Raw genomic sequence first — 24,214 nt, forward strand, 5'->3', positions numbered from 1 at the left:
GCCTGATTGTCCGAACGAGGACGACGAACGGCCAATCGCGAAACCCCATGCAGCAGCCTCCAAAACCTCGTCTCCAGCATCTCGACATGCTGCGCGGTCTCTGCGCGCTCGGCGTGGTGGTCAGCCATTTGCGGGCGCTGCTCGTCGTTCCTTACGCCGAGGCGGCGCGACATGGGCTCCTCGACAAATTTCTTTTCACGCTCGGCGGTCTCGGCCATGAATGCGTGATCGCCTTTTTCGCGCTCAGCGGCTTTCTCGTCGGCGGCTCGACTCTCGCGGCGATGCGCGCGGGGCGCTTCTCCTGGGCGGATTACGGCGCCGCGCGGCTCTCGCGGCTGTGGACCGTGCTGATTCCCGCGCTGGCGCTCACTGCGCTCTGGGACTTCGCCGGCGCGGCGCTCGGCCCCGCCGGGGCCTATCAGGGCGCGCTGGCGGCGGTGCTGCCGAGCGGGCCGACGCCCGCCGAGCCGGCGAATCATTCGCTCGTGACGCTGCTGGGAAATGTATTTTTTCTGCAGACGATCGAGACGCCCGTCTTCGGCTCCAACCGCCCGCTGTGGAGCCTCGCCAACGAGGCCTGGTACTATCTCGCCTTCCCGCTGCTCGCCTTCGCCTTTTTCCACCGCGCGCCGCTCGTTCGGGGCCTCTGCGCCAGCGCGGGCCTGCTGACTCTGGCGCTCCTGCCGGCGGAGATCGCGCTGCTCGGCCTGCCATGGCTCGCCGGCGCGCTGGCCGCCGATCATCCGGCGCGCCCGTCGCCGGCGCGCGCTCTCGGCGGCGCGCTCGCGACCTTGGCGGCGATCGGCGTCGCCCATGCGTGGCGCAATATTTTCGGCGATGTGATTCTCGGCTGCGCCATCGCCTTCTGGCTGCGCGATCTCGCGGCCTTTCGGCCTTTCGGCGGGCTCTATGGCGGCGCGGCGCAGGGGCTCTCGGAAATTTCCTACACGCTCTACGCCGTGCATTTTCCACTGCTGCTGATGCTGTGGTTCTGGCTGCTGGCGCTTGGCCAGAGCCAGCCGGGCGTCGCCGTCCTCTTGCGAATGGCCGCGCTGATGGTCGTCGCGCTGCTCTATGCGACTTGCGTCTGGTTCCTGTTCGAGCGTCGCACAAATGTGGCGCGCGGCTGGATGCGAGGGCTGATGCGCTGGCGGCCGTCCGCTCGGGCGTTCGGCCGCGAGCGCCTTCGCGAATGATCAGTCCTTGGCGCCGAAGGCCAGCTTCTGGCGCCAGGCCGCTCTGATCTGATCCTTCACCGCATGCGGCAGCGGGATATATTGCAGAGCCTTGGCCGCCTTGTCGCCATGGGCGAACGCCCAATCGAAAAATTTCAGCAGAGCGGCCGTCCGTTCCGCCTTGGCCGGAGCTTTCGGCGCCAGCACGAAGGTCGCCGTCACCAACGGCCAGCTTTTCTCGCCCGGCATATTGGTGAGATCGACGGCGAAATTATCAGCTGCCGTCCAATCCGCATTGGCCGCCGCGGCGGCGAAGCTCTCTTCACTGGGTGCGACATATTTGCCGGCGCGATTGAGCAGCTTGGCTGGCGCGAGATGATTGGTGGTCACATAGGAATTCTCGGCATAGCCGATCGAGCCCAAGGTGCGCGGAACCTCGCCCGCCGTGCCGGCGCTGCCATGCACGCCGACGCCGCTCGGCCATTCCAACGTCAGCGCGACGCCCATGCGCGTCTTCCACGTCTCGCTCATTTTGGAGAGATAGCGCGACAGCGCGAAGGTCGACCCCGAAGCGTTGGAATGATGGATGGGGACGATCAGCAGATCGGGAAGCGCGAGACCGTGATTGAGCGCGACGATGCGCGGATCGTTCCAGCGCGTGATGGCGCCGAGATAGATGTCGGCGACGGCCGGTCCGTCGAGCTTCAGCGCATTGGCGCCGACGCCGGGAATATTGACGATAATGTCCAGGCCGCCGACGACGGTCGGAAATTGCAGAAGATCGGCCTCTTCTAGGCGCTTTGCTTCCATGGCGACATCGGAGGCGCCGAAATCGACGGTTCCCGCCGCGGCCTGCTTTTGGCCGACGCCGGAGCCGGTCGCCTGATAATTCACTTGCACGCCGACGCTCGGCTTCGCCTCCTGCGCCCAGCGCGTGTAGATGGGCGCGGCGAAAGCGGAGCCCGTTCCCGCAAGGGAAATCTCCGCGCGCGCGGCGTCGAGACTCGATATTGCGGCGATCGAGACGACGAAAAAGCTGCAGGCGTTACGCATGGTCGTTCGTCCTGTGGCGAGAGAAAAAATCATGAATGTCGCGCGCGTCAGATCACGCGATTGAGCGCGAGCGCGAAGACGTCGAAATTCCGCAGGCGCGCATTGCTCTCGCGTCTGACGGGACGATTGAGGAGCAGCGGAACCTGCTGCTCCGAGAGGCCGCCATGCGAGCGCAGTGGCGCGGTCAATCCGCTGAGGTCATGGCTCTTCGCGGATGTGCCGAGCGTGAAGAGACGTTTCGCCAGCACGACCAGATCGCCGACGCGCTCATTGGGCAATTCGAAGCGCGCGCAGGCGGTCCGATTGTCGAGCACATGATCGATGCCTTCGAGCGCGGCGACGCATTGCGTCGCCTCGTCGAGAATAGAGGCGGGAGCCGAGACGGTCGCATAGGAGCCGAGCGCGCCGTGATGCGCGACATAAGGATCGGTGATCGGCAGGATCACGCGGCATGTCCCGGCGCCGAAGCGCATGTCCAGCACGTCTTGCAGAAAGACGATATTGGGACGGCCGATCGAATCCGTCTTGGCGTTCATGCCGTGATCGGCGGTGATTCCGACGACGGCGCCCATCGCGTCGAGCTGCGCGAGATATTTGTCGAGCATGGCATAGAAGGCGTTGGCGACGAGCGTGCCGGGCGCATGCTTGTGCTGCACATAATCCGTCGTCGAGAGATACATGATGTCCGGCCGCATCGTCTTCATCAGCCAGACGCCCGCGGCGAGAACGAATTCCGACAATTCCGCGCTATAGACGGCGGGCAGCGGCAGGCCGATCTCGGCGAGAAGATTATCGACGCCGTTTTGCGCGAGCGTCGCCTCATTGGCCTTTTCGGCGGAAAAGCGAACGCCCTCGAGCCCGCAGCCGAGCAGAGCGCTGAGCTTGTCCTTCGCCGTCACAGTGGCGACCTTGCGGCCGGCCTTGGAAAATTCCGCGAGTATCGTCGGCGCGCGCAGATATTTCGCGTCGTTCATCAGAACTTCGACGCCCTGCTCGGGATCGAAGAAATAATTGCCGCAAATGCCATGGACGCTGGGCGGCGCGCCGGTCACGATGGAGATATTATTGGGATTGGTGAAGGAGGGCATCACGCAATCGGCGGTGAGCACGGCGCCGCGCTCGTCGAGGCCGGCGAAGAAAGGCGCGTTGCCGGCGCGGATCGCCTGATTGATATAGTCCTGCTCGCATCCGTCGATGCAGACGACGACGGTCGGCTCGGAGGGCGCGGCGTAGCGCCTTCCGTTGATCGTGATTTCGGCTGTCATTTTCGCGCCCCGCATTCTCTCGTCGCATCATTGGCGACTTCGCTTCGGCGCTGGTTCATCTAGCAGGCGGGGACGTCATCTCGAAACGAATAAATCTCACAGCCCCTGTGAGCGGGGCCGATAGGCTTCACAAAAGCGTCACATCCGCAGGATGTTCATCGCGGATACGGCGTATGAGAGAGCGAGTGACATGAGATGGCGCGCAAGCCGCTACCGCTGAAAATGCTGCAGACGCTCGAGGCCGTGGTGCGGCTCGACGGCGTCTCCAACGCCGCCAGGGAGCTCGGCGTCACCCATGGCGCGGTGAGCCGGCAGATCGCCGCGCTCGAGGATTGGCTCGGGCGCGCATTGTTCGAGCGTGATCGCGGACGTTTGCGGCCGCTCGACGAAACGCGCGAATTCGTCGCCGTCATCACCGACGGCTTCGAGCGCATGGATGCGGCCATGGGACGCGTCGCGACGGCGCGTCGGCGTCTCAAAGTCTTCGCCCATGCGACTTTCGCGATGCATTGGCTGGTGCCGCGGCTCGAGCAATTCTACGCGCTGCATCCCGATATCGATGTGCATGTTCAGACGCGTCAGACTGGAGAAGATCCCGCTCTCGCTTTTTTCGATGTCGCGATCATGCGCGGCTCCGAGCAGATCGGCAATTGGGAGTCCGCTTCCGTGCTGCAAGAGACGCTAACTCTGCTGACGACGCGTCGCCATGCGGAGACGCTCGCCGCGCAGGGCGCCGCCGCTCTCCTCGGCGAGACATTCGCCGTCAGCGACACGCGGCCGGGCGAGACCGAGCGATGGCTCGAGGCGGCGCGGCTGCCGCTCCTGCAAAAGTGGCGCGTGCGTCGTTTCGGCCATTTTCACACGGCGCTGATGGCGGTTCTCAACGGGCAGGGCGTCGCTGTCGGGCCGATCGAGCTGACAGCAGGACAGACCGCGGAAGGATCGCTCGCCGCGCCTTTCCCGCAGATCGTCGCGCCCGGTCCGCGCCACGTCGCCTTCATCGATCCGCAATCGGAGAGCTATCCGATGGCGAAGCGTTTCGTGCTGTGGCTAGGCGAAGCCGCGAACGCCGCGGAACGAGGGGTTTAATACACGAATTTCGAGGTCCCGCCGCGGCCGCGCGGGGCGGGGCCGCTCTGCGCGCCCGGCTTGCCTTCGACGCCTGGCGCGCCGGCGGCGAGGGCGCTCGCATCCAGCGCGAAGCCCTCATTCTCGTCGATGAAGCTCGAGCGTCCTTCCACGGATTTCTGCGTCACCGTGCTCGGCGTCACATTTTGTCCGACGGCCGGGCCGGAGGTGCGGCCGCGCTGCGTCATCTGAGTTTCGGCGACGGCGGCGCCTCCGAAAATCAGAACGAGGCTCGTCGAAACGAGCGCGAGCTTGCACATGGCGTCTCCTCCTTCGCGAATTCGATCCGCCCCTTACATCGAACCGGGGGGCCGCGCGGCAAGCGGAGGCGTTTCGCCTCAGCCGAGGCGAAGTCGCAGCGCCATCAGAGCGGCGGCGCAGGCGTTGGAGACATTGAGGCTCTTGATCGGCCCCGGCATGTCGAGCCGCGCGAGAATATCGCAGCGCTCGCGCGTCAGACGGCGCAGGCCCTTGCCTTCCGCGCCCAGCACCAGCGCCAGAGGCTTGCGCAGCGCGCTCGCCTCCAGCGGCTGCGGACCTTCCGAATCGAGGCCGACGATCAGAAAATCGCGCTCCGCCAATTGCTCGAGCGCGCGGGCGAGATTGACGACGGAGACGATCGTCACATGCTCGAGCGCGCCGGAGGCGGCCTTGGCGAGCACGCCGGTGAAATCCGGGCTGTGGCGCTCGGTCACGATCAGCGCATCGACCGCGAAGGCCGCCGCCGTGCGCAGAATCGCGCCGACATTGTGCGGATCGGTCACTTGATCGAGCACGAGGACGAGGCCGCTCCTCGGCTCTATGTCGGCGATCTCCGCCTCCGGCAGCGGGCGCGCCTCCAGCATCAGCCCTTGATGCACGCTCTCCTCGCCGAGCCGTTGCGACAGCGCGCGCGGGTCCACGATCTTCGGCGTGAGGCCGGCGGCGGCGGCGAGCGGCGCGATGCGCTCGGCGGCGTTCTCCGTCGCATAGAGCGCCAGCAATTTGCGCCGTCCGGCGACGAGCGCCTCGCGCACCGCATGGGCGCCGTAGAGCACGACGACATCCGCCCCGGAGCGACGGAAGGGCGTCTCCTCCTTCGGCGGATGGCGCGGCGGCGGCGGGCGGCGGCCGCGGTCCTTGCCGGCGGGCGGGCGGCTCATCGCAGCACCGCCGTTTTCACCCACCAGTCCGCATGCTGGCGGCGGATGACCGCCGCCGCGCGGGCGGCCGCCTGACGGGTCGAGAACAGAGCGAAGCAGGTCGCGCCGGAGCCGGACATTCGCGCGAGCCGGCAGCCCTTGGCGGCGGACAGCACGGCGAGCGCGTCGACGATGACCGGCGCCTCGACGCAGGCGGCGTCCTCCATGTCGTTGCGGCCGCGGCGCAGCGCCGCCGCTATCCCCTCCGCGCCGAGCGCCGCCGCGATCTCGGGATGCGGAGCCGCGCCGGTCGTTTCGCCCGGGGCGAGGCCGAGGCGGGTGAAGACGCCGCGCGTCTCCACCGGCGCGCCGGGATTGATGAGCACGGCGGGCAGCGGCGGCAGGCCGAGCGGCGCGCCGATGGTCTCGCCGCGGCCGAGCATGTAGCGGGCGCGAGGGCAAAGGCAGACGGGCACGTCGGAGCCGGTGGCGCGGGCGGCCTCCAGCAGGCGCGGATCGTCGGCGGAAAGTCCATTGGCGCGGGCGAGCAGCCGCAGCGCCGCGGCGGCGTCCGAGGAGCCGCCGCCTATGCCGGCCGCGACCGGCAGATATTTGGTGAGATGAAAGGCGCCGAGACGCAGGCCGGGGACGCGCTCGGCGAGACGCTGGGCGGCGCGCAGCACCAGATTGTCGGCGTCCGAGCCGGCGGCGGCGGCGGTGGGGCCGTCCACGGTCAACGAAAGCGCCTCGCCGGGCTCGAGACGCAGGCTGTCTCCAGCGCCGGAGAAGGCCACGAGGCTCTCGAGCTCGTGATAGCCGTCGGCGCGGCGGCCGAGAATGTGAAGCGTCAGATTGATCTTGGCGGGGGCGCGCGTCGCGAGCATGAATTCCGGTGTCTCGGCCTGTGGAACGGTCCGGGCGCGCCGGAAGCGGGCGACAGATGCGCCGCCCGCGCCGGACCTGTCAAGAACGCGCCGACCTCCAGCTAGACCGCCGATGCGGCCGAAATTCGACCGCGCGTCATACGAATGCGCGCGGCGTCCGCGCTTTCCGAAAGCCGCTCGCGGATACTGCGCGCATCGTCGAGCGCATGGGCGGCGGCCTATCGCATCGAGCCGAGCGCCTGTCCTTCTGAATGCGGGAGCCTGACGGCGAAGGCGCCGGGGCCGAGCAGGGCCTGCACGATCAGGAGCGCCGTCCACAGCGCCGGAAACTCCCATCCGCCATTGGCGTTGGAGAACAGCCAGCCGTTGGGCAGATGCACGAGCAGCGCGCCGATCATCACCGGAATGAGCGCGACGGACACGATGCGCGTGAGCGCGCCGAAGATCAATGCGAGGCCGCCGCCGATCTCCGCGGCCACGACCACATAGGCGAGCAGCGACGGATAGCCGAGCTGCTCGAAGAATTTCGCTGTTCCAGGCAGGGTGAACACGAAGATTTTGAGGAGCCCATGCGCGAGAAACAGCGCGCCGAGGCTCACACGCAGCAGCAGAGCGGCGTAATCCGCATTGCGAACATTGGTCATTGTCGTGATCCTTTTTTCATGATTTGCGAAGGCCGGCGCGTCGGCGCCGGCTCGAGCGTCACGCGGCGTCGACGAGAACGATCTCGCTGTCCTCCAGCGCGGTGACGCGCAGGATGTCGACATCGCTGATCGCCGCGCCGTCGCGGGCGTTCACGCGCACATCGTCGATCCGCACGGCGCCGACAGCCGGCACGAGATAGGCTTTGCGCGCGCGGCCGAGCGCATATTCCGCCGTCTCGCCGGCCCGCAGCGTCGCGCCGACGACGCGCGCGGCTGTGCGGATCGGCAGCGCGTCGCCGTCATTGTCGAAGCCGGAGGCGAGGGTGACGAAGCGCCCCGAGCGATCGCCTTTGGGGAAGGGACGGGAGCCCCAGGCGGGGGCGCCGCCGCGCGTCGTCGGCAGGATCCAGATCTGAAAGATCCGGGTCGGCTCATTCTCGAGATTATATTCGGAATGCGCGATGCCGGAGCCCGCGCTCATCACCTGCACGTCGCCGGCCTCGGTGCGGCCCTTGTTGCCGAGGCTGTCCTGATGCGTGATCGCGCCCTCGCGGACATAGGTGACGATCTCCATGTCGCGATGCGGATGCGTGGGAAAGCCCGTGTGCGGCGCGATCGTGTCGTCGTTCCAGACGCGCAGATCGCCCCAATGCATCCGTCTGGCGTCGTGATAGTCGGCGAATGAGAAATGATGCTTGGCGTCGAGCCAGCCGTGATCGGCGCCGCCGAGGCTGTCGAAAGGTCTCAGTTCGATCATTGCAAATCTCCTGTCGCGACATCGGTCGCTGTCGATGGAGACGGATTTAAGAGTTGCGCGCCCTTCTGATCAGTCGGATAATTTTGGTCGAACTGTTCGAGAAAGTTGAAAAGTGAGCAATCCGGGCGCGCCCAGCCTCGACCAGCTGACCATCTTCCTGGCCATTGTCGACGCCGGCAGCTTCGCCGGCGCGGCGCGGCGGCTGAATCGCGCCGTCTCGGTGATCAGCTATGGAATCGCCAATCTCGAGGCGCAGCTCGGCATAGAGCTGTTCGAGCGCGAGGGAACGCGCAAGCCGCGGCTCACCGTGGCCGGGCGCGCGCTGCTGGCGGAGGCGCGGGCGATCTCGCGCGGCGTCGAGGATTTGCGCGCCAAGGTCAAGGGCCTGCTCGAGGGGCTGGAGGCGGAGGTCGATCTCGCCGTCGATGTGATGCTGCCGACGGAGCGGGTGGGGACCGTGCTGCGGGAATTCGCGGGGCGATTTCCGACCGTGCAGCTGCGGCTGCATGTGGAGGCGCTCGGCGCGGTCACGGCGATGGTGCAGGGCGGGGAGGCGATGATCGGCGTGTCCGGTCCGCTCGCGCTCGGCGTCGAGGGGATAGAGAGCATAGCGGCCGGATCGGTCGCGCTGATCCCGGTGGCGGCTCCCGATCATCCTCTGGGGCGCATGGCGCGCATCCCGCCCGGCGCCGCGCGCGAGCATACGCAGCTCGTGCTCACGGATCGCTCGCGCTTCACCGAGGGACGCGATTTCTCGGTGGTGAGCCCGCGCAGCTGGCGTCTCGCCGATCTCGGCGCGAAGCACGCCCTGCTGCGCGAGGGCGTCGGCTGGGGCAACATGCCTCTGCAAATGGTCGCGGGCGATCTGGCGTCGGGCGCGCTCGTGCGGCTGGCCATGTCGGATCATCGGGGCGGAATTTATCGCTTCTCGTGCATTTGGCGGCGCGAGGCTCCGCCGGGGCCGGCCGCCTCCTGGCTGGTCGATCGCTTCGTCGCGCTGGGCGCGGAGGATTTGCCGGCCGAAGGGCTGAGCGACGTGTGATCGCGGCGCCGCCGGCCTGCGCGCTCCGAACCCGGGTCTTGACGGCCGTCCGCCGATCATGGACCCTTTTCGGCATGGCGAAGCTATGGGCGATTTGGGGACGGCTGGCGCGCATGCTCGCGCTGAGCGGGATCGTCGCGCTTTTTCTCGCGCAGGCGATCGCCATCGCGCGTCCCGACGCGTCGAGCTTCGGCGGCTCCGCGTCGCTCTCCTCGTCGGACCGGCTCTGCCGTTCCGCCGCCATCGAGGCGGCTCATGACGTCGCCGACGCCCACGGCGGTCATACGGGCGGGGGCCAGCGTTGCGACTCTTGCCCCGCCGTCTGCGGCGGAGGCGCGGCGGACGCCATTGTCGCGCCCATTCGGCTCGGCGCGGCTCTGCCCCATGCGCCGCCCGCCGCCGCGGCGTCGCGGGCGGTCGAGGCTCCGGCTCGCCGCCGGTCCGGCTGGCGCTGGTCCTGGTCGTCGCGCGCGCCGCCGCTCGGCGCCTGATCGCGCCGCTCGACGCGACGGCGCCGCGCTCTTCCCGCCGCCAATCCTTCCGCACGCATTCGGACGCCGCGCATGTCGGACAGCAAATTCTTGTCGTTCCGCGAGCTTTTCCTCCGCAACAAGCGCGGCCTGCTCGCTTTTCTGACGCGCCGGGTCGGGCGCGAGGAGGCCTCCGATCTGCTGCAGGAGACCTTCGTGCGCGCGCTCCGCCACGACCGTTTCGAGAGCGTCGCCGATTCGACCGCCTTCCTGAAGCAGATCGCCGTCAATCTCACCAGGGATTTCGCCCGTCGCCGCAAGACCGAGACTCGCTATCTCGATTTCGGCGATCCGCCCGTCGAAGCGCCCTCGGACGCGGCGACGCCGGAAGAATCGCTCGATCGCCGCCTCGAGGCGCGCATCGTGCTGGAGACGATCGAGGCGCTGCCGCCCCGCTGTCGGGAGGTCTGCGTGATGGTGATGCACGAAGGCGTCTCCCTGAACGAGGCGGCGCGGCGGCTCGGCATTTCCGAGACGATGGCGCGCCGGCATTTGCGGCTCGCTCTGCTGCGCTGCCGGGCGGCGCTCGATTGATTTATTTTGGCGCTCCGGTTTCGTTTTCCGTTCCGGCGCGTCTTATGAGACAGCAGCCGGCGGAGGAGCCGCGCCGATCGATGGCCATGACCAATGACCGACTATAGTGACGGTTTCGATCACGACAGCCCGCGCGTCGCCGCCGTCAATTGGTGGATACGGATGCGGGCCGGCGCGCTATCGGCCGTCGAAAAGGCCGAATTCGACGCCTGGCGCGCGGCCGACCCCGCCAATGCCGCGGCCTTCGACGATATGGCGAACATGTGCGGCTTCGTGGAGAGCCTCGCGCCGAGCCGGCGTCCCGAGCCGCCGCGCGCCGCTCCCCGCCGCCGGGCCTCGCTGGCCGGCGCGGCGACGATGGCCGTCGCGCTCTGTCTCGCCATGGCGATCGGCTTCGGCGATCTCGCGACCTGGCTTCGCTCGGACCTCTACGCCGGCGTCGGCGACCGCAAGAGCGTGACGCTGGAGGACGGCTCGCGCGTGGAGCTCGACGCGAGTTCGGCCATTGCGCTGCATTTCGAGCCCGGCCGTCGGCGGCTGACGTTGCTCGAGGGCGAAGCCTGGTTCCAGGTCGCGCCGGACGCCGCGCGGCCCTTCGTCGTGGAGGCGGCCGGCGGCTCGGTGACGGCGCTGGGCACGGCCTTCGACATCGCGCTCGACAAGGGCGAGGCCCGCGTCACCGTCACCGAGCACAGCGTCGCGGTCGCGAGCGGCGAGGATTCTGTGACGGTGGGGGAGGGCGCGCAGAGCGCCTTTTCCGCCGAGCGCGCGGCGCGGCCCGAAGCCGTCGACGTCAAGCGCGCCACGGCCTGGCGGCGCGGCAGGCTGATCTTCGAGAACAAGCCGCTCGGCGAAGTGCTCACGGCGCTCGGCCGACACCGGCGCGGCTATGTCTATTGCATCGGCGAAGCGAGCTGCGCGCGGCGCGTGACCGGCGTTTTCGACGCCGAGAATCCCGCCCAGGCGCTGCGCGAGATCGAGGCCTTTCTCGGCCTGCGCGCCATTCACGTCACCGACTATCTGATCCTGCTCCACGGCTGAGGCGTTTTTCGCCTCGCGCGAAAAAAAATTGCTCCGCGACGTTTCGTTTTCCGCATCGACCGCGTCCAGCAAGACGGGGGCATTTCAGCGCCCCGAGGCGGATGATCGTTACGGAGATGCGGAGACATGGCGAGGAAGTCGGCGCGCGGCGAGCGGCGAGGTGAAGCGAATATGGGTTCGGCGGTCGCGGCGGCGGCGTTCGGCGCCTTGTTGACGGGAGCAGGAGTCTCGGATTCTCCAGCGCAGGCCGCAATCGCGCCGCAGGAGCGCTCGGGCGCGATCCAGAGCTATCGCATTCCCGCGGGCTCGGTGGCCTCGGCGCTGAATGTCATCGCCGATGAGAACGATCTCCATGTGCTCTACGACGCGCGCCTCACCCATGGGCGCATGACGCCGGGGCTCTCCGGCAAATATTCCGTGCGCGAGGCGCTCGGCGCGCTGCTGGCAGGCACCGGCCTCACTTACGAATTCTCGCGCGACGGGCAGGCGGTGTCGATCGTGCTGGCGCAGAACGACGCCGCGACGCAGAACGACGCCGCGACGCAGAACGACGCCAGCGGCGCAGCGGCGCTGCCGCCGATCGACATTGGCGCGCAGACTGGGCGCAAGGACGGCGCGCGGAGTGGCGGCCGCGCGGCGCCGGGGCCGGGGCCGGGCGATCGCTATACCGGCTATAACGCCGCGAGCGCGCCGGCGACTCTGAAGACCGACACGCCGCTGTTGAAGACGCCGATCGCCATCGAGGTGGTGACGCGCCAGACGATGGACGATCAGCAGGCGATTTCGGTCGGCGACGCGCTGCTCTCTAATGTCAGCGGCGTGACGGCGGCTCCCAATGTGTTGGATATTCTCAAGGTGCGCGGTTTTTCCACGCTCAACAGCACTTACAAGAACGGGCTGATCGAGCTGAGATCACGAAATCTCGACACCGTGAATCTGCAATCGATCGAGGTGCTGAAGGGACCCGCCGCCATGCTCTTCGGCCGCAGCGAGCCGGGCGGACTCGTCGACCTTGTCGTCAAGCGTCCATTGGAGACGCCTTATTACTCCGTACAAGAGCAGATCAAATCCTTTGGCGGCACGCGAACGACGGTCGACGCGACAGGGCCGGTGACGGTGGACAAATCCGTTCTCTACCGCGTCAACGCCGAATTCTATCGCGCGGATTCCTATCGCGACTTTGTGACCGACCGCAATTTCTTCGTGGCGCCGACGATCAGCTTTCGGCCGACCGAGCAATTTCGCATCAATGTCGATTTCGAGTATCAGAACAGGACCTGGGTGGACGATTATGAGCTGCTGCCCGCAGTTTACGATCGTCCGGCGAATGTTCCGATCAGCCGTTATCTCTCCGCGCCCTATCTGACGACCAATCTCAAAGATCATTTCGACAAGAAACGCATCGCCTATGATTGGACCTACGATTTTGCGAAGGATTGGAGCCTCACCAATCGCCTGAGCTACACGAGCCTCGGCACGACCAACGGCAATGTGTCGGGCTCCGCCTTCAATCAGGTCACCGGGGTGTTGAGCCGCGCCTATGTCTATTTCCCCGGCAATACGGATAATACGCTCGCCACTAACCTGGATCTCAAAGGCAAGCTCGAGACCGGGCCGCTATCACATTCGATTCTGCTCGGCTTCGACTATTTCAGCAATTATTGGGGCATGAAGAGCCAGATCATCACGCCGATCAGCGCCATCAACATATATGCGCCGAATTATTGGACGCTCGACGTTCCCAGGGGCGGAGGCTATGCGCATTCCGGCGAGCAATGGACGGGCGTCTATGGACAGGACATGATCTCCTTTCTGGACGACAGCGTCCACGTTCTGCTCGGCGGGCGCTACGATTGGAACGCCGTGGGCTCGTCCGGCGGCTATAACGCTAATTGGTGGAGCGGCTACGTCAATTACAAGGTCGCCAACACGTCGGCTTTCAGCCCGCGCGTCGGAGTGGTCTATCAACCGCAGCCCTGGATGTCCGTCTACGGCAATTATGCGCAGTCCTTCGGCTCCAACAACACCACCAATTACAGCTTGCCACAGCCGCCGCAACATGGCGAGATATGGGAGGCGGGCGCCAAGGCGGAACTCCTGGACAAGCGGCTGACGTTGACCCTAGCCTATTTCGACATAACCAAGACGAATGTTCCGACGCCGGACCCCAATAATCCCACTTATTCCACGCTGATCGGCAAGGCGCGCAGCCAAGGCTTCGAGTTCGATCTCACCGGCCGTATCGACGATAATTGGAGCGTGATCGCCAATTATACTCACGATGATGTGCGCACGCTCGAAGGTTCGGCGGCGAATGCGCTCGTCGTATACAACAGCCAGCTCGCGGCGCCCGGCAAGGTGCTGGCTTCGAGCCCACGTAACTATGGCAATCTCTGGGTGAAATACGACGCCGATGGCGCCTTTAAAGGGCTGAGTCTCGGCGCTGGCCTCGCCGTGACGAGTAGCGCCCTCGGTGATAACGCCAATTCCTATGTGCTGCCCGGCTACACGCTGCTCAACGGCATGATTGCCTATACGATGAAGATCGACGGCGTCAATGTGACGGCGCAGCTCAATGTGAAGAACATTACCGACGCGGTCTATTATCCTTCTTCGCTTGACCGCATCTATATCAAGACCGGCGCCCCGCGCACCTTCCTCGGCTCGCTGCGCGTCGAATTCTGATCGGCGGACGCGTCAGGACGGGAGATTTGCGCCGGCCGCAAAAAATCTTTCGTCCCGACATTCCCTTTTTGCCGTCTCGCGCGTCCTATGAGGTAGGCGAGTCCCTCGAGAGTTCGCGGTCGGCGGAGTCCGGCCGATAGATGGAGGAAGTCGAGATGCGGAATTTGCGAAAGCTCGGATTTGCGGCCGTGACGGCCGGCTATTTTTGCGGCGTTTCCGGGCCGGCGCTCGCCGCTTCCGGCGAGACGAAGCCGGTCTCGATCGCCTTCGCGTTGGTCGACGACGGCAAGGAGGTCGGCTGCGGCGCGCCGCTCGCCAATCTCGGGACGAGCCATCTCGCCGCCAAGCTCCATGATGCGCGTTTCTATGTCTACGGCTTCAAGCTGATCGACGCCAAGGGCAAGCGCACGCCGGTGTCGCTGGAGCAGAGCGAATGGCAATATGGCGACGTGGCTCTGCTCGATTTCAAAGATGCGCGCGGCGGCAATAATCCTTGCACGCCGGGCAATCCGGCCAAGAACGCCCGCATCGTCGGCAGCGCGCCGGCCGGCGCCTATGTGGGCCTCGAATTCTCGGTCGGCGCGCCAGTGGAGACGATCGTCGACGGCAAGCCCGTCGCGATCAATCACTCCAATGTCGAGACCGCGCCGGCTCCGCTCGATGTCGTCGGCATGGCGTGGAACTGGCAGGCCGGCCGCCGCTTCGTGACTTTCGAGTTCGACCCGGAGACGCCCGTCATCAAGGCCGATGGCTCCAAGGCGCGGACCTGGATGGTGCATATCGGCTCCACCGCCTGCAAGGGCAATCCGGCGACCGGCGAGATCGTCTCCTGCGCGCATGAGAACCGTTTCTCGGTGACGCTCGATCGCTTCGACGCCAAGACGCAGCGCGTCGAGCTCGATTTGACCCGCCTGCTCGCGAATTCCGACCTCGCGGCCGACAAGGGCGGCGCGGTCGGCTGCATGGGCGCGCTCGACGATCCCGAATGTTCCGCCGTTTTCGCAGCGCTCGGCCTCAATCTCGGCGACAGCGCAGCGGGCGCCGGCGACGCCGGCAAGCAGACCAAGCCCGGCGTCTCGCCGATTTTCAAGGTCGGCGCCTCGACGCCGGCGAAAATCGTGGGCGCGAAGCAGTGAGCCGGGCGGCGCTCCTCGGGTCGATGCTCGCCGTCGCGACGGCTTGCGCCGCGACCGCCGAGACGACGGAATGGAAATGGGAGCTTCCCAAATATGTTCCGCCGCCGCGCACGCCCGCCGACAATCCCATGTCGGAGGAGAAGTTTCAGCTCGGACGGCGCCTGTTCTTCGACAAGCGCGTCTCGGGCAATGGAACCCTCTCCTGCTCCTCCTGTCATTTGCAGGAGCGCGCCTTCACCGATGGGCGCGTCGTCAGCGTCGGCTCGACCGGCGACAAGACGCCGCGCAATGCGCCGTCGATCGTCAATTCCGGCTGGCATGCGACGCTCACCTGGGCCAATCCGGCGCTGGTGACGCTCGAGCGCCAGATGGAAAATCCGCTCTATGGCGAGCGGCCGATCGAGATGGGCGTCAATGACGCCAATAAGGCGGAGATCGTCGCGCGCTTCCGCAACGACGCGGATTATAAGAAATGGTTCGCCGCCGCATTTCCAGAGAAGAAGCCGGCCGAGCAAATCTCCTTCGAGACGATCATCAAGGCGATCTCGGCCTTTCAGCGCGGCGTTGTCTCCTTCGACAGCCGCTACGACCAATATCTGCAAGGCAAGATCAAGCTGACGGAGGCGGAGCAGCGCGGGCACGATCTCTATTTCGGCGAGAAGGCGGAATGTCATCACTGCCATGGCAGCGTCAATCTCGACGATCAATTCGTGCACGCCAAGACGCGCGAGGCGGAGACGCCGTTCCACAACACCGGGCTCTACGACATCGATGGAAAGGGCGCCTATCCAGAGCCCAATCGCGGCCTCTACGACATAACGCAAGACCCGGACGATATGGGCAAGTTCCGTGCGCCGAGTCTGCGCAACATAGCGGTGACGGGTCCTTATATGCATGACGGAACGGTCGCGACGCTCGAGGAGGTCATCGACATCTATGCGCGCGGCGGCCGGAAGATCGCGAGCGGCGCCAACGCCGGCGACGGCGCGGCCAATCCGTTGAAGAGTCCGCTGATTGTGAAGATCGATCTCACGCCGCAGGAGAAGGCCGATCTGCTCGCCTTTCTGAAGGCGCTCACCGACGAGACTCTGCTCACCTCGCCGCGCTTCTCCGATCCGTGGAAGACGCAGGCCGCGGGGAAATAGCCGGGAGATGAGCGATATTGCGTATTCACTTGTATGTATTGTGAGCGTATATCATCTATACGTATAGAAATTAAAGACGGCCATGTTCTGCGTTTTGCTTGCATGAAGTTATTTCTATTATATATTCCTCGTTCATTGGCGTATGCGGCGGTAGAGCAGGGCGCAAGCTCCGATGATGATGACGCGCGTCTCGGTGAAGGAAGAGCGATTGCTCGTCGAGCGCCGCGTCCGACAGCCGTAAGCGTCGTCCCATTTATTCAAATGTCCTCAGCGACATTCATGCGAGCAGATTTCGACATGACCAATATTGCTCGAGATAGGGAGCCTGGCGACGTCGACCGGGCGCGCGCGGCCGAGACTCGCGGACTGATCGACGCGCTTCGACCTTGCCTGCCGCTCATGGCGCATCCGCGACGATCATTGGCTCTGTCGATCGCCGCCGCGCGGCGTCGCGGCGCAGACCGGCGATGCACTGTGACCAATGTATTCGACGCCGGCGACGCTTTCGGCCTCATGTGCCAAGTCGAGGTCGGCGGCGGCGCGCCTGCGATCTTCGTGGCCCCCATCGCCGAGCTGGCGTTCGGGCGGCATCCGATCGCGCGTGCGGTCGCCGATTATCGACGCCGCCGCGCGCGCGTCGGCGGGTCCTCATAATTAGAGACGAGGGCGGACGCGCTCGGCCTTGACGTCCTCCATAGTTCAAATATATTGGAACTATGGAAAAAAATGACGCCATCACGGCGCTCGTGGCGCTCGCCCACGAGTCTCGGCTCGATATTTTCCGGCTGCTGATGCAGGCCGGTCCCGAGGGGCTTCCCGCGGGGCGGATCAGCGAGCGGCTGGGGCTTCCTTCAACCACGCTGTCCTTCCACCTCAATCAGCTCAAGCACGCCGATCTCGTGACCTTCCGTCGCGACGGGCGCTCGCTGATCTATTCGGCCGCCTATCCCGTCATGAACGCGCTGCTCGCCTATCTGACGGAAAATTGCTGCAAGGGCGACGCCGCCGCTTGCTGCGTCCCGGAGGCCGAGACGACCTGCCAAACCGAGAGGGTTCCATGAAGCGCCTGCATCTGCATGTGTCCGTCGACGATTTGCCCCGATCCATCCATTTCTACAGCGCGCTGTTCGGCGCCGCGCCGACGGTTGCAAAGCCCGATTACGCCAAATGGATGCTCGACGATCCACGCGTGAATTTCGCCATTTCGGCGCGCGGCGGATCGAGCCTCGGATTGGAGCATCTCGGCATTCAGGTCGAAACCACGGATGAGCTGCAAGAGGTCTATGGACGCCTGAAGCAGGCCGGCGGGCGCATCTACGAAGAGGGCGCCACCACCTGCTGCTATGCGCAGTCGGAAAAGTCCTGGATCGCCGATCCGCAAGGGCTGATGTGGGAGACCTTCCTCACGACGGGCGAGAGTCCGGTCTATGGCGGCGATCCGGCGCTGGACGCGCTCGAGAGCGAGGCGAAAGCCTGCTGCGCGCCGACGACGCCGCAAGGCGAATGCTGTCCGCCGAAGCCGGAGCTTCCCGCGAAGGCGCCGTGCTGCGGCGCGAAGGAGCCGGCATGAGCGCGACCGATGTGATCGTCTATCACAATCCCGATTGCGGAACGTCGCGCAACACGCTCGGCCTCATCCGCAACGCCGGCATCGAGCCGCATGTGATCGAATATTTGAAGACGCCGCCGACGCGCGCGCTGCTGACGCAGCTCATCGCGCGAATGGGAATATCGACGCGGGCGCTGCTGCGCGAGAAGGGCGCGCCCTTTCACGAGCTCGGACTCGGCGATCCGACGCTGACCGACGAGCAATTGCTCGATGCGATGATGGCGCATCCGATCCTCATCAATCGTCCGATCGTCGTCACTTGCGAGGGCGTGAGGCTGTGCCGTCCGTCGGAGGCGGTTCTGGATATTCTGCCGCGGCCGCAACGCGGTGCGTTCCGCAAGGAGGACGGCGAGCTCGTCGTCGATTCCGAAGGTCGGCGCGCGGCGACGACATGATGCGCCCGCAGGCCGGGTCGCAAAAGCCCTACGATATTCTCGACGAAAGGAACGCCGATGGAATTGCGCGCAGCTCGGGCCGCCACGGGGCCTGATCGTAGCGAAGCGCCCGCTGCGCCCGCCATGGGCGTTTTCGAGCGCTATCTGACCCTATGGGTCGGCCTCTGCATCATCGTCGGCGTCGCGCTCGGCCAGGCGGCGCCCGTCGTCTTTCACGCGATTGGAGAGGCGACGATCGCGCAAGTGAATCTCCCGGTCGCGGCGCTCGTGTGGCTGATGATCGTCCCCATGCTGCTGAAGGTCGACCTCGCGGCGCTGGCCGAGGTGCGTGCGCATTGGCGTGGCGTCGCCGTCACGGTCGGGGTCAATTGGCTGGTGAAGCCCTTCTCGATGGCGCTGCTCGGCTGGCTGTTCATCGCGCATCTGTTCCGGCCTTATCTGCCGGCCGATCAGATCGACGCCTATATCGCCGGCCTCGTTCTGCTGGCTGCGGCGCCTTGCACGGCCATGGTGTTCGTGTGGTCCAACCTCGTCGACGGCGAGCCGCATTTCACGCTTTCGCAGGTCGCGCTCAACGACACGATCATGATCGTCGCCTTCGCGCCGCTGGTCGCTCTGCTGCTCGGCTTGTCGTCCATTGCCGTCCCATGGGGCACGCTGCTGCTGTCGGTCGCGCTCTATATCGTCGCGCCGGTGATCGCCGCGCAGCTCTGGCGGCGTTCGCTGCTGAAGACGGGCGGCGCGGCGGCGCTGGCCGCGACGCTGCGCGCGCTCGGCCCGCTCTCGCTCGCCGCTCTGCTGCTCACGCTGGTCATTCTGTTCGGTTTGCAGGGCGAAGAGATCGTGCGGCAGCCGCTGGTCATTGCGCTATTGGCAACGCCGATTCTGATCCAGGTGTATTTCAACGCCGGCCTCGCCTATCTCGTCAATCGCCGCCTCGGCGTCGAATGGCGCGTCGCCGGACCTTCCGCTCTGATCGGCGCCAGCAATTTCTTCGAGCTCGCCGTCGCGACGGCGATTGCCCTCTTCGGTTTCCAATCGGGCGCCGCGCTCGCGACCGTCGTCGGCGTGCTCGTCGAGGTTCCCGTCATGCTCTCCGTCGTCCATATCGTGCGGCGCTCGCGGAAATGGTACGAGGCCGGCGCCCCGTCCTGAGCGTCGACCGCGCAAGGGACGGGCCCTTTGACGCTTTTCGCGAATTGCGCTAAACGACTGCCGTAACGAGCCCTGGCGTTACCCGCCGGGGCTTTTTCTTGGGCTCACGCAGAAAGCAGACTGAAGCGCCATGGCGAATGTGGTCGTGGTCGGCGCCCAATGGGGCGACGAAGGCAAGGGCAAGATCGTCGATTGGCTCTCGCTCGAGGCCGATGTGGTGGTGCGCTTCCAGGGCGGCCACAACGCCGGCCATACGCTCGTCATCAATGGCGTGACCTATAAGCTCGCGCTGCTGCCCTCGGGCATTGTGCGGCCGGGCAAGCTCTCGGTCATCGGCAATGGCGTCGTCGTCGATCCGCATTTTCTCGTCGGCGAGATCGAGCGTCTGCGCGAGCAGGGCGTCGAGATCGGCCCCGAGAATTTCAAGATCGCCGAGAACGCCCCGCTCATTCTCTCCCTCCACCGCGAGCTGGACGCCTATCGCGAGGAGGCTGCCGGCAATGGCGTGAAGATCGGCACCACCAAGCGCGGCATCGGCCCCGCCTATGAGGACAAGGTCGGGCGCCGCTCGGTGCGGCTGATGGACCTCGCCGAGCCGGACGCGCTGGACGAAAAAATCATCCGCTTGCTCGCCCATCACAATCCGTTGCGGCGTGGACTCGGCTTGGCGGAGATCGAGCCGGCGACCGTTCGCGACGAGCTGCTCTCCGTCGCGCCCAAGGTTCTGCCTTACATGGATGCGGTGTGGGAGCTGCTCGAGGATCTCCGCCGCGCCGGCAAGCGCATATTGTTCGAGGGCGCGCAGGGCGTGCTGCTGGACGTCGATCACGGCACCTATCCCTATGTGACCTCCTCCAACACGGTCTCCGCCTCGGCGGCCAGCGGCTCCGGCCTCGGGCCGGGGGCGATCGGTTATGTGCTCGGAATCGCCAAAGCCTATACGACGCGCGTCGGCGGCGGGCCTTTCCCCACCGAGCTGCATGACGAGATCGGCACGCTGATCGGCGATCGCGGCCATGAGTTCGGCACCAACACCGGCCGTCGGCGGCGCTGCGGCTGGTTCGACGCGGTGCTGACGCGCCAGGCCGTGAAGACCTCCGGCATAGACGGCATCGCCTTGACCAAGCTCGATATTCTCGACGGTCTCGAGAAGATCGAAGTGTGCACCCATTATCTTCTGGACGGCGTCCGCATCGATCGCCTGCCGGCCTCGCAATCGGCGCAGGCGCGGGTCGAGCCCGTCTATGAGACGATCGAGGGATGGCAGGGAACGACGGGCGGCGCCCGCTCCTGGGCCGATCTCCCGGCGCAGGCGATCAAATATGTGCGCCGCATCGAGGAATTGATCGGCGCTCCGGTCGCGCTCCTCTCCACCAGCCCCGAGCGCGATGACACGATTCTGGTGCGTAATCCTTTCGAGGATTGACGAGAATCGTCCGAGGTGGTCTTAGAAGCCCCATGGCCGACTATTATTCGCTGCTCGCCCGCGCGGTCGCCGCTCTTCCGCAATCCGCGCCGGAATCGCGGCAGGCGGTCTATGAACGAGCCCGCAAGGCGCTGTTCAACCAGCTTCGCAGCATTCAGCCTCCCGTCGCCGAGGAGGACATAGACGCCGAAGGCCGCGCGCTGGACGAGGCCATCGCGCGCCTCGAGCTCGAGGTCGTGCGCGAGCAGCAGAACGGTCGGGAGCCGATCGCCGCTCCGGCGCCCAAGGAGAAGCGCGCTCCCGAGCCGGAGACGAAGGAGCCGGCCAAAAGCGAGTCTGACGCGGCGGAGCCGGCCGCCGTCGAGCCGCCGACGGAAAGACCCGCCCCGGTCGAGAAAGCGCCTCGCGCCGAGAAGCCCGCGCCTGTCGATAAGCCTGCCCCGGCGGAGGAGGCTCCGACGCAGCCGCAGCGGCCGCCGGCGCCGCTTCCGCCTCTGCCGGAGCCCGCCGCCAGCGTCTCGCGCCGCGTCATCGTCATCGGCGGCGTTCTCGCCGCCGTGGTGGCGCTGGTCGCGGTTCTGGCGCTGCAATTCCGCGAGCGGCCGGAGGATCTCGCCAAGCTGCAGCCGGAGCCCACCCCCGTGGAGAGCGGCGAAGGCGGCAAGCTGGCCGATCGCATCGGCGGCGACAGTGATGCGACGCCGCCGTCGCCCTCGCGCGCGCCCTCCGAGCAGCGCAGCCAGCCGGTCGCCGTCGCTCAAAAGGCCGAGCTCTGGGTCGCCGCGCCGGAGGAGGCCGCCAAGGTCAAGACTTTCCCCGGCACGGTCGTCTGGCGGCTGGACAGCATACCGGCCGGCCCCGGCCAGCCGGTCTCGCCGGCGATCCGCGGCGAGATCGATTTTCCGACCGCCAAGCTGAAGACGACGATCGTCATCCAGAAGAATCTCGATCCGACGCTCTCGGCCTCGCATACGGTGAATCTGTCGTTCAATCTCGGACCGGGCAATGAGCTGAAGCGCATAAAGGCGATCGGCCCGATCCAGATGCGGCGGCCGGAGGCGCAGTCGGGCGAGCAGGTGGCGGGCGTTCCCGTGCCGATCACCGACAACGCTTTTCTCATCGGCCTGCTGCGCGGCAATCGCGAGGCCCGCAATGTCGTGCTGTTGCGCGCGCCCATGGTGCTCGATCTGCCGATGCAGCTCGAGGACGGCCGCGCGGCGACGATCTCGCTGGAGAAGGGCCCCGGCGGCGAGCGCGTCTTCGCCGACGCTCTGGACGCTTGGTCGAAATAATCTCACCGAAACAATCTCCGTGAATTAGGCGCGCCGCCGCGGCTTCACGCCATGGCCGCCGCGGCCCTATAATCGCGCGCATGACGCATCCTTTCTTTTCGCTCCATTCGCATGGCTTCGTTCGCGTCGCCGTGGCCGGTCCGCGCACGCGCGTCGCCGATCCCGCTTTCAATGTCGCACGCACGATCGAAATGGCCCGTGAGGCGGACGCCAAAGGCGCGTCGCTGGTTCTTTTTCCCGAGCTCGGACTCAGCTCCTACGCCATCGACGACCTCCTGCATCAGACGGCGCTGCTGGACGCGGTGGAAGCGGCGATCGGGCGATTGCTGGAGGCGAGCCGCGCATTGCAGCCGCTGATCGCGGTGGGCGCGCCGCTGCGCTGGCGCGGGCGCCTCTATAATTGCGCGGTGATCCTGCGGCGCGGCGAGATTCTCGCCGTCACGCCGAAAATCTATCTGCCCAATTATCGCGAGTTCTACGAGAAGCGCCATTTCGCCTCCGGCGCCTTCATCGCCGGCGAGGAGATGGAGATCGCCGGCCAGACCGCGCCTTTCGGCTCCGACATTCTGCTGGAGGCGAGCGATTTTCCTGGCCTCGTGATCCATACGGAAATTTGCGAGGACGTCTGGGTTCCGATCCCGCCCTCGACGCGTGCGGCGCTGGCCGGCGCGACCGTGCTGCTCAATCTCTCGGCCAGCAACGCCATTGTCGGCAAATCCGATTATCGCGCGACGCTGTGCTCGGCCCATTCGGCCCGCTGCCTCGCGGCCTATCTCTATTCGGCCGCGGGGCAGGGGGAGTCGACCACCGATCTCGCCTGGGACGGCGAGGCGATGATCCATGAGAATGGCGCGCTGCTCGCCAAGGCGAAGCGCTTCGCCGATGAGCCGCAGCTCATTCTCGCCGACATCGACTTAGGGAGGCTCGCCGCCGAGCGCATGCGCCAAGTCACTTTCGGCGATTGCGCGGACATAGAAGCGGGCGCGACCAGCTTTCGCCGCATCGCCTTCGAGCTTCACGCGCCGCGCGACAAAAATCTTGGCCTGCTGCGCGAGGTCGCGCGCTTTCCCTTCGCGCCGGACGACGAAGCGCGCCTCGCGGAATTGTGCTTCGAGGCCTTCAATATTCAGTCGCACGGTCTGCGCCAGCGGCTCGCGGCGGCGAATTTTCAGCGCCTCGTCATCGGCGTTTCGGGCGGGCTCGATTCCACGCATGCGCTGCTCGTCGCCGTCACCGCCTTCGATGCGCTGGGCCTGCCGCGCGAGAATATTCTCGCCTTCACGCTGCCGGCCTTCGCCACCACCGACCGCACCAAGGCCAACGCCTGGCGGCTGATGCGCGCGCTCGGCGTCTCGGCCCAGGAGATCGATGTGACGGCCGCCTGCCGGCAGATGCTCGAGGACATCGGCCATCCTGCCGCGCGCGGCGAGCCGGTCTATGACACGACATACGAGAATGTGCAGGCCGGCGCGCGGACCTCTCTGCTGTTCCGCCTCGCCAATCGGCACGACGCGCTGGTGCTGGGCACAGGCGATCTCTCGGAGATCGCGCTCGGCTGGTGCACTTATGGCGTCGGCGATCAAATGTCGCATTACAATGTCAACGCCTCAGTGCCGAAGACATTGATCCAGCATCTCATTCGCTGGTGCGCGCGCGACGCCCATTTCGGCGCCGAGACGGTCGCCGTGCTGCGCGACATTCTCGACACGGAGATTTCGCCGGAGCTGGTGCCGGGCGCGAGCGTGCAGCGCACGGAAGATGTCGTCGGCCCTTACGCGCTGCAGGATTTCAATCTCTTCTACACGACGCGTTATGGTTTTGCGCCGTCGAAGACGGCTTTTCTGGCCTTTCACGCATGGGGCGACGCCGCGGCGGGGCGCTGGCCCGCCGATATTCCGGCGGAGAAGCGGCGCGCCTATGACGTCGAGGAGATCAAGCATTGGCTCGGCGTCTTCGTGCGCCGCTTCTTCGCGACGAGCCAGTTCAAGCGCTCGGCTCTGCCCAATGGGCCGAAGGTCAGCTCTGGCGGCTCGCTGTCGCCGCGCGGCGACTGGCGCGCGCCCAGCGATTCCAGCGCCGCCGCCTGGCTCGCGGATGTGGAAGAGATTCCCTAGAGATCGAGGTTGTAAATCGCCTCGGCTCGGCTAGTCTCGGGGCCAGGGCGACGACGCCGGAGGCCATTTCGGCGAGCGGCCCA

The 24,214-nt window shown here is 66.1% G+C and carries 24 protein-coding genes; 17 read left to right on the plus strand and 7 right to left on the minus strand.

Translation table 11 applies throughout. From position 1 onward, the window contains the following. Positions 1 to 47 precede the first annotated feature (47 nt). On the plus strand, positions 48 to 1,196 hold the full coding sequence (locus ACT53T_RS12770; RefSeq protein ID WP_476161479.1) for an acyltransferase family protein: 1,149 nt from the start codon (positions 48 to 50) through the stop codon (positions 1,194 to 1,196). Here ACT53T_RS12770 and pstS read toward each other — a convergent pair whose 3' ends face one another. Beyond that, entirely contained in the window at positions 1,197 to 2,228 is a 1,032-nt protein-coding gene (pstS, locus tag ACT53T_RS12775; RefSeq protein ID WP_476161480.1) for a phosphate ABC transporter substrate-binding protein PstS, read from the minus strand. Positions 2,229 to 2,275: 47 nt separating this feature from the next. Continuing rightward, positions 2,276 to 3,493, minus strand: coding sequence for a phosphonoacetate hydrolase (phnA, locus tag ACT53T_RS12780; protein ID WP_476161481.1), 1,218 nt, complete (start codon positions 3,491 to 3,493; stop codon positions 2,276 to 2,278). Between the two features lie 195 nt (positions 3,494 to 3,688). Between phnA and ACT53T_RS12785 the strand changes: the two genes are divergently transcribed. Beyond that, positions 3,689 to 4,582 carry a LysR substrate-binding domain-containing protein gene (locus tag ACT53T_RS12785; protein ID WP_476161482.1) on the plus strand — a complete coding sequence of 298 codons (894 nt, stop codon included), beginning with the start codon at positions 3,689 to 3,691 and terminating at the stop codon, positions 4,580 to 4,582. Here ACT53T_RS12785 and ACT53T_RS12790 read toward each other — a convergent pair. The 5 genes from ACT53T_RS12790 to ACT53T_RS12810 form a co-directional block, all read right to left on the minus strand. After that, positions 4,579 to 4,881 (minus strand): hypothetical protein, encoded by a 303-nt coding sequence (locus ACT53T_RS12790; RefSeq protein ID WP_400767372.1) that lies wholly within the window; start codon positions 4,879 to 4,881, stop codon positions 4,579 to 4,581. The two genes, ACT53T_RS12785 and ACT53T_RS12790, sit on opposite strands and share 4 nt — an antisense overlap. 78 nt (positions 4,882 to 4,959) lie before the next feature. After that, entirely contained in the window at positions 4,960 to 5,763 is an 804-nt protein-coding gene (rlmB, locus tag ACT53T_RS12795; protein ID WP_476161483.1) for a 23S rRNA (guanosine(2251)-2'-O)-methyltransferase RlmB, read from the minus strand. After that, entirely contained in the window at positions 5,760 to 6,626 is an 867-nt protein-coding gene (locus ACT53T_RS12800; RefSeq protein ID WP_400767376.1) for a 4-(cytidine 5'-diphospho)-2-C-methyl-D-erythritol kinase, read from the minus strand. The genes rlmB and ACT53T_RS12800 overlap by 4 nt, the downstream gene beginning before the upstream one ends. Before the next feature lie 218 nt (positions 6,627 to 6,844). Then, positions 6,845 to 7,270, minus strand: coding sequence for a DoxX family protein (locus ACT53T_RS12805; protein ID WP_476161484.1), 426 nt, complete (start codon positions 7,268 to 7,270; stop codon positions 6,845 to 6,847). A 58-nt stretch (positions 7,271 to 7,328) separates the two neighbouring features. Further along, positions 7,329 to 8,027 carry a pirin family protein gene (locus ACT53T_RS12810; protein ID WP_476161485.1) on the minus strand — a complete coding sequence of 233 codons (699 nt, stop codon included), beginning with the start codon at positions 8,025 to 8,027 and terminating at the stop codon, positions 7,329 to 7,331. Between the two features lie 112 nt (positions 8,028 to 8,139). On the opposite strand from ACT53T_RS12810, the gene ACT53T_RS12815 reads away from it, so the two are divergent. The 15 genes from ACT53T_RS12815 to ACT53T_RS12885 all read left to right on the plus strand — a co-directional run bounded on the left by ACT53T_RS12815 (position 8,140) and on the right by ACT53T_RS12885 (position 24,131). Next, positions 8,140 to 9,069 carry a LysR family transcriptional regulator gene (locus ACT53T_RS12815; protein WP_476161486.1) on the plus strand — a complete coding sequence of 310 codons (930 nt, stop codon included), beginning with the start codon at positions 8,140 to 8,142 and terminating at the stop codon, positions 9,067 to 9,069. 74 nt (positions 9,070 to 9,143) lie between these two features. Then, the gene (locus tag ACT53T_RS12820) at positions 9,144 to 9,560 is read left to right on the plus strand and encodes a hypothetical protein (RefSeq protein WP_476161487.1); all 417 of its coding nucleotides are present in this window, start codon (positions 9,144 to 9,146) and stop codon (positions 9,558 to 9,560) included. 72 nt (positions 9,561 to 9,632) lie between these two features. Next, positions 9,633 to 10,133 carry an RNA polymerase sigma factor gene (locus tag ACT53T_RS12825; RefSeq protein WP_476161488.1) on the plus strand — a complete coding sequence of 167 codons (501 nt, stop codon included), beginning with the start codon at positions 9,633 to 9,635 and terminating at the stop codon, positions 10,131 to 10,133. Between the two features lie 93 nt (positions 10,134 to 10,226). After that, the gene (locus tag ACT53T_RS12830; RefSeq protein WP_476161489.1) at positions 10,227 to 11,174 is read left to right on the plus strand and encodes a FecR family protein; all 948 of its coding nucleotides are present in this window, start codon (positions 10,227 to 10,229) and stop codon (positions 11,172 to 11,174) included. A 126-nt stretch (positions 11,175 to 11,300) separates the two neighbouring features. After that, positions 11,301 to 13,859 carry a TonB-dependent siderophore receptor gene (locus tag ACT53T_RS12835; RefSeq protein ID WP_476161490.1) on the plus strand — a complete coding sequence of 853 codons (2,559 nt, stop codon included), beginning with the start codon at positions 11,301 to 11,303 and terminating at the stop codon, positions 13,857 to 13,859. A gap of 155 nt (positions 13,860 to 14,014) precedes the next feature. After that, positions 14,015 to 14,995 carry an MbnP family copper-binding protein gene (locus ACT53T_RS12840; protein WP_476161491.1) on the plus strand — a complete coding sequence of 327 codons (981 nt, stop codon included), beginning with the start codon at positions 14,015 to 14,017 and terminating at the stop codon, positions 14,993 to 14,995. 23 nt (positions 14,996 to 15,018) lie between these two features. Beyond that, positions 15,019 to 16,140 carry an MbnH family di-heme enzyme gene (locus ACT53T_RS12845; RefSeq protein WP_476161492.1) on the plus strand — a complete coding sequence of 374 codons (1,122 nt, stop codon included), beginning with the start codon at positions 15,019 to 15,021 and terminating at the stop codon, positions 16,138 to 16,140. 474 nt (positions 16,141 to 16,614) lie between these two features. Beyond that, positions 16,615 to 16,794: a hypothetical protein gene (locus ACT53T_RS12850; RefSeq protein ID WP_476161493.1), complete on the plus strand. Its 180-nt coding sequence runs from the start codon at positions 16,615 to 16,617 to the stop codon at positions 16,792 to 16,794. Positions 16,795 to 16,856: 62 nt separating this feature from the next. Next, positions 16,857 to 17,201, plus strand: a complete 345-nt coding sequence (locus tag ACT53T_RS12855; protein WP_476161494.1) for an ArsR/SmtB family transcription factor — start codon at positions 16,857 to 16,859, stop codon at positions 17,199 to 17,201. Further along, positions 17,198 to 17,710: an ArsI/CadI family heavy metal resistance metalloenzyme gene (locus tag ACT53T_RS12860; RefSeq protein ID WP_476161495.1), complete on the plus strand. Its 513-nt coding sequence runs from the start codon at positions 17,198 to 17,200 to the stop codon at positions 17,708 to 17,710. Before ACT53T_RS12855 ends, ACT53T_RS12860 begins: the two co-directional genes overlap by 4 nt. After that, positions 17,707 to 18,144 (plus strand): arsenate reductase (glutaredoxin), encoded by a 438-nt coding sequence (gene arsC / locus ACT53T_RS12865; RefSeq protein ID WP_476161496.1) that lies wholly within the window; start codon positions 17,707 to 17,709, stop codon positions 18,142 to 18,144. The genes ACT53T_RS12860 and arsC overlap by 4 nt, the downstream gene beginning before the upstream one ends. Before the next feature lie 123 nt (positions 18,145 to 18,267). Beyond that, entirely contained in the window at positions 18,268 to 19,299 is a 1,032-nt protein-coding gene (gene arsB, locus ACT53T_RS12870) for an ACR3 family arsenite efflux transporter (RefSeq protein WP_476161510.1), read from the plus strand. 130 nt (positions 19,300 to 19,429) lie between these two features. Continuing rightward, on the plus strand, positions 19,430 to 20,725 hold the full coding sequence (locus ACT53T_RS12875; RefSeq protein WP_018265064.1) for an adenylosuccinate synthase: 1,296 nt from the start codon (positions 19,430 to 19,432) through the stop codon (positions 20,723 to 20,725). A gap of 32 nt (positions 20,726 to 20,757) precedes the next feature. Next, positions 20,758 to 22,017 carry a hypothetical protein gene (locus tag ACT53T_RS12880; protein WP_476161497.1) on the plus strand — a complete coding sequence of 420 codons (1,260 nt, stop codon included), beginning with the start codon at positions 20,758 to 20,760 and terminating at the stop codon, positions 22,015 to 22,017. Positions 22,018 to 22,097: 80 nt separating this feature from the next. After that, a complete protein-coding gene (locus tag ACT53T_RS12885; protein WP_476161498.1) occupies positions 22,098 to 24,131 on the plus strand; it encodes an NAD(+) synthase in 2,034 nt (677 codons plus the stop codon). Positions 24,132 to 24,214: the final 83 nt, after the last annotated feature.

The organism is Methylosinus sp. DMC45 (assembly GCF_056313885.1).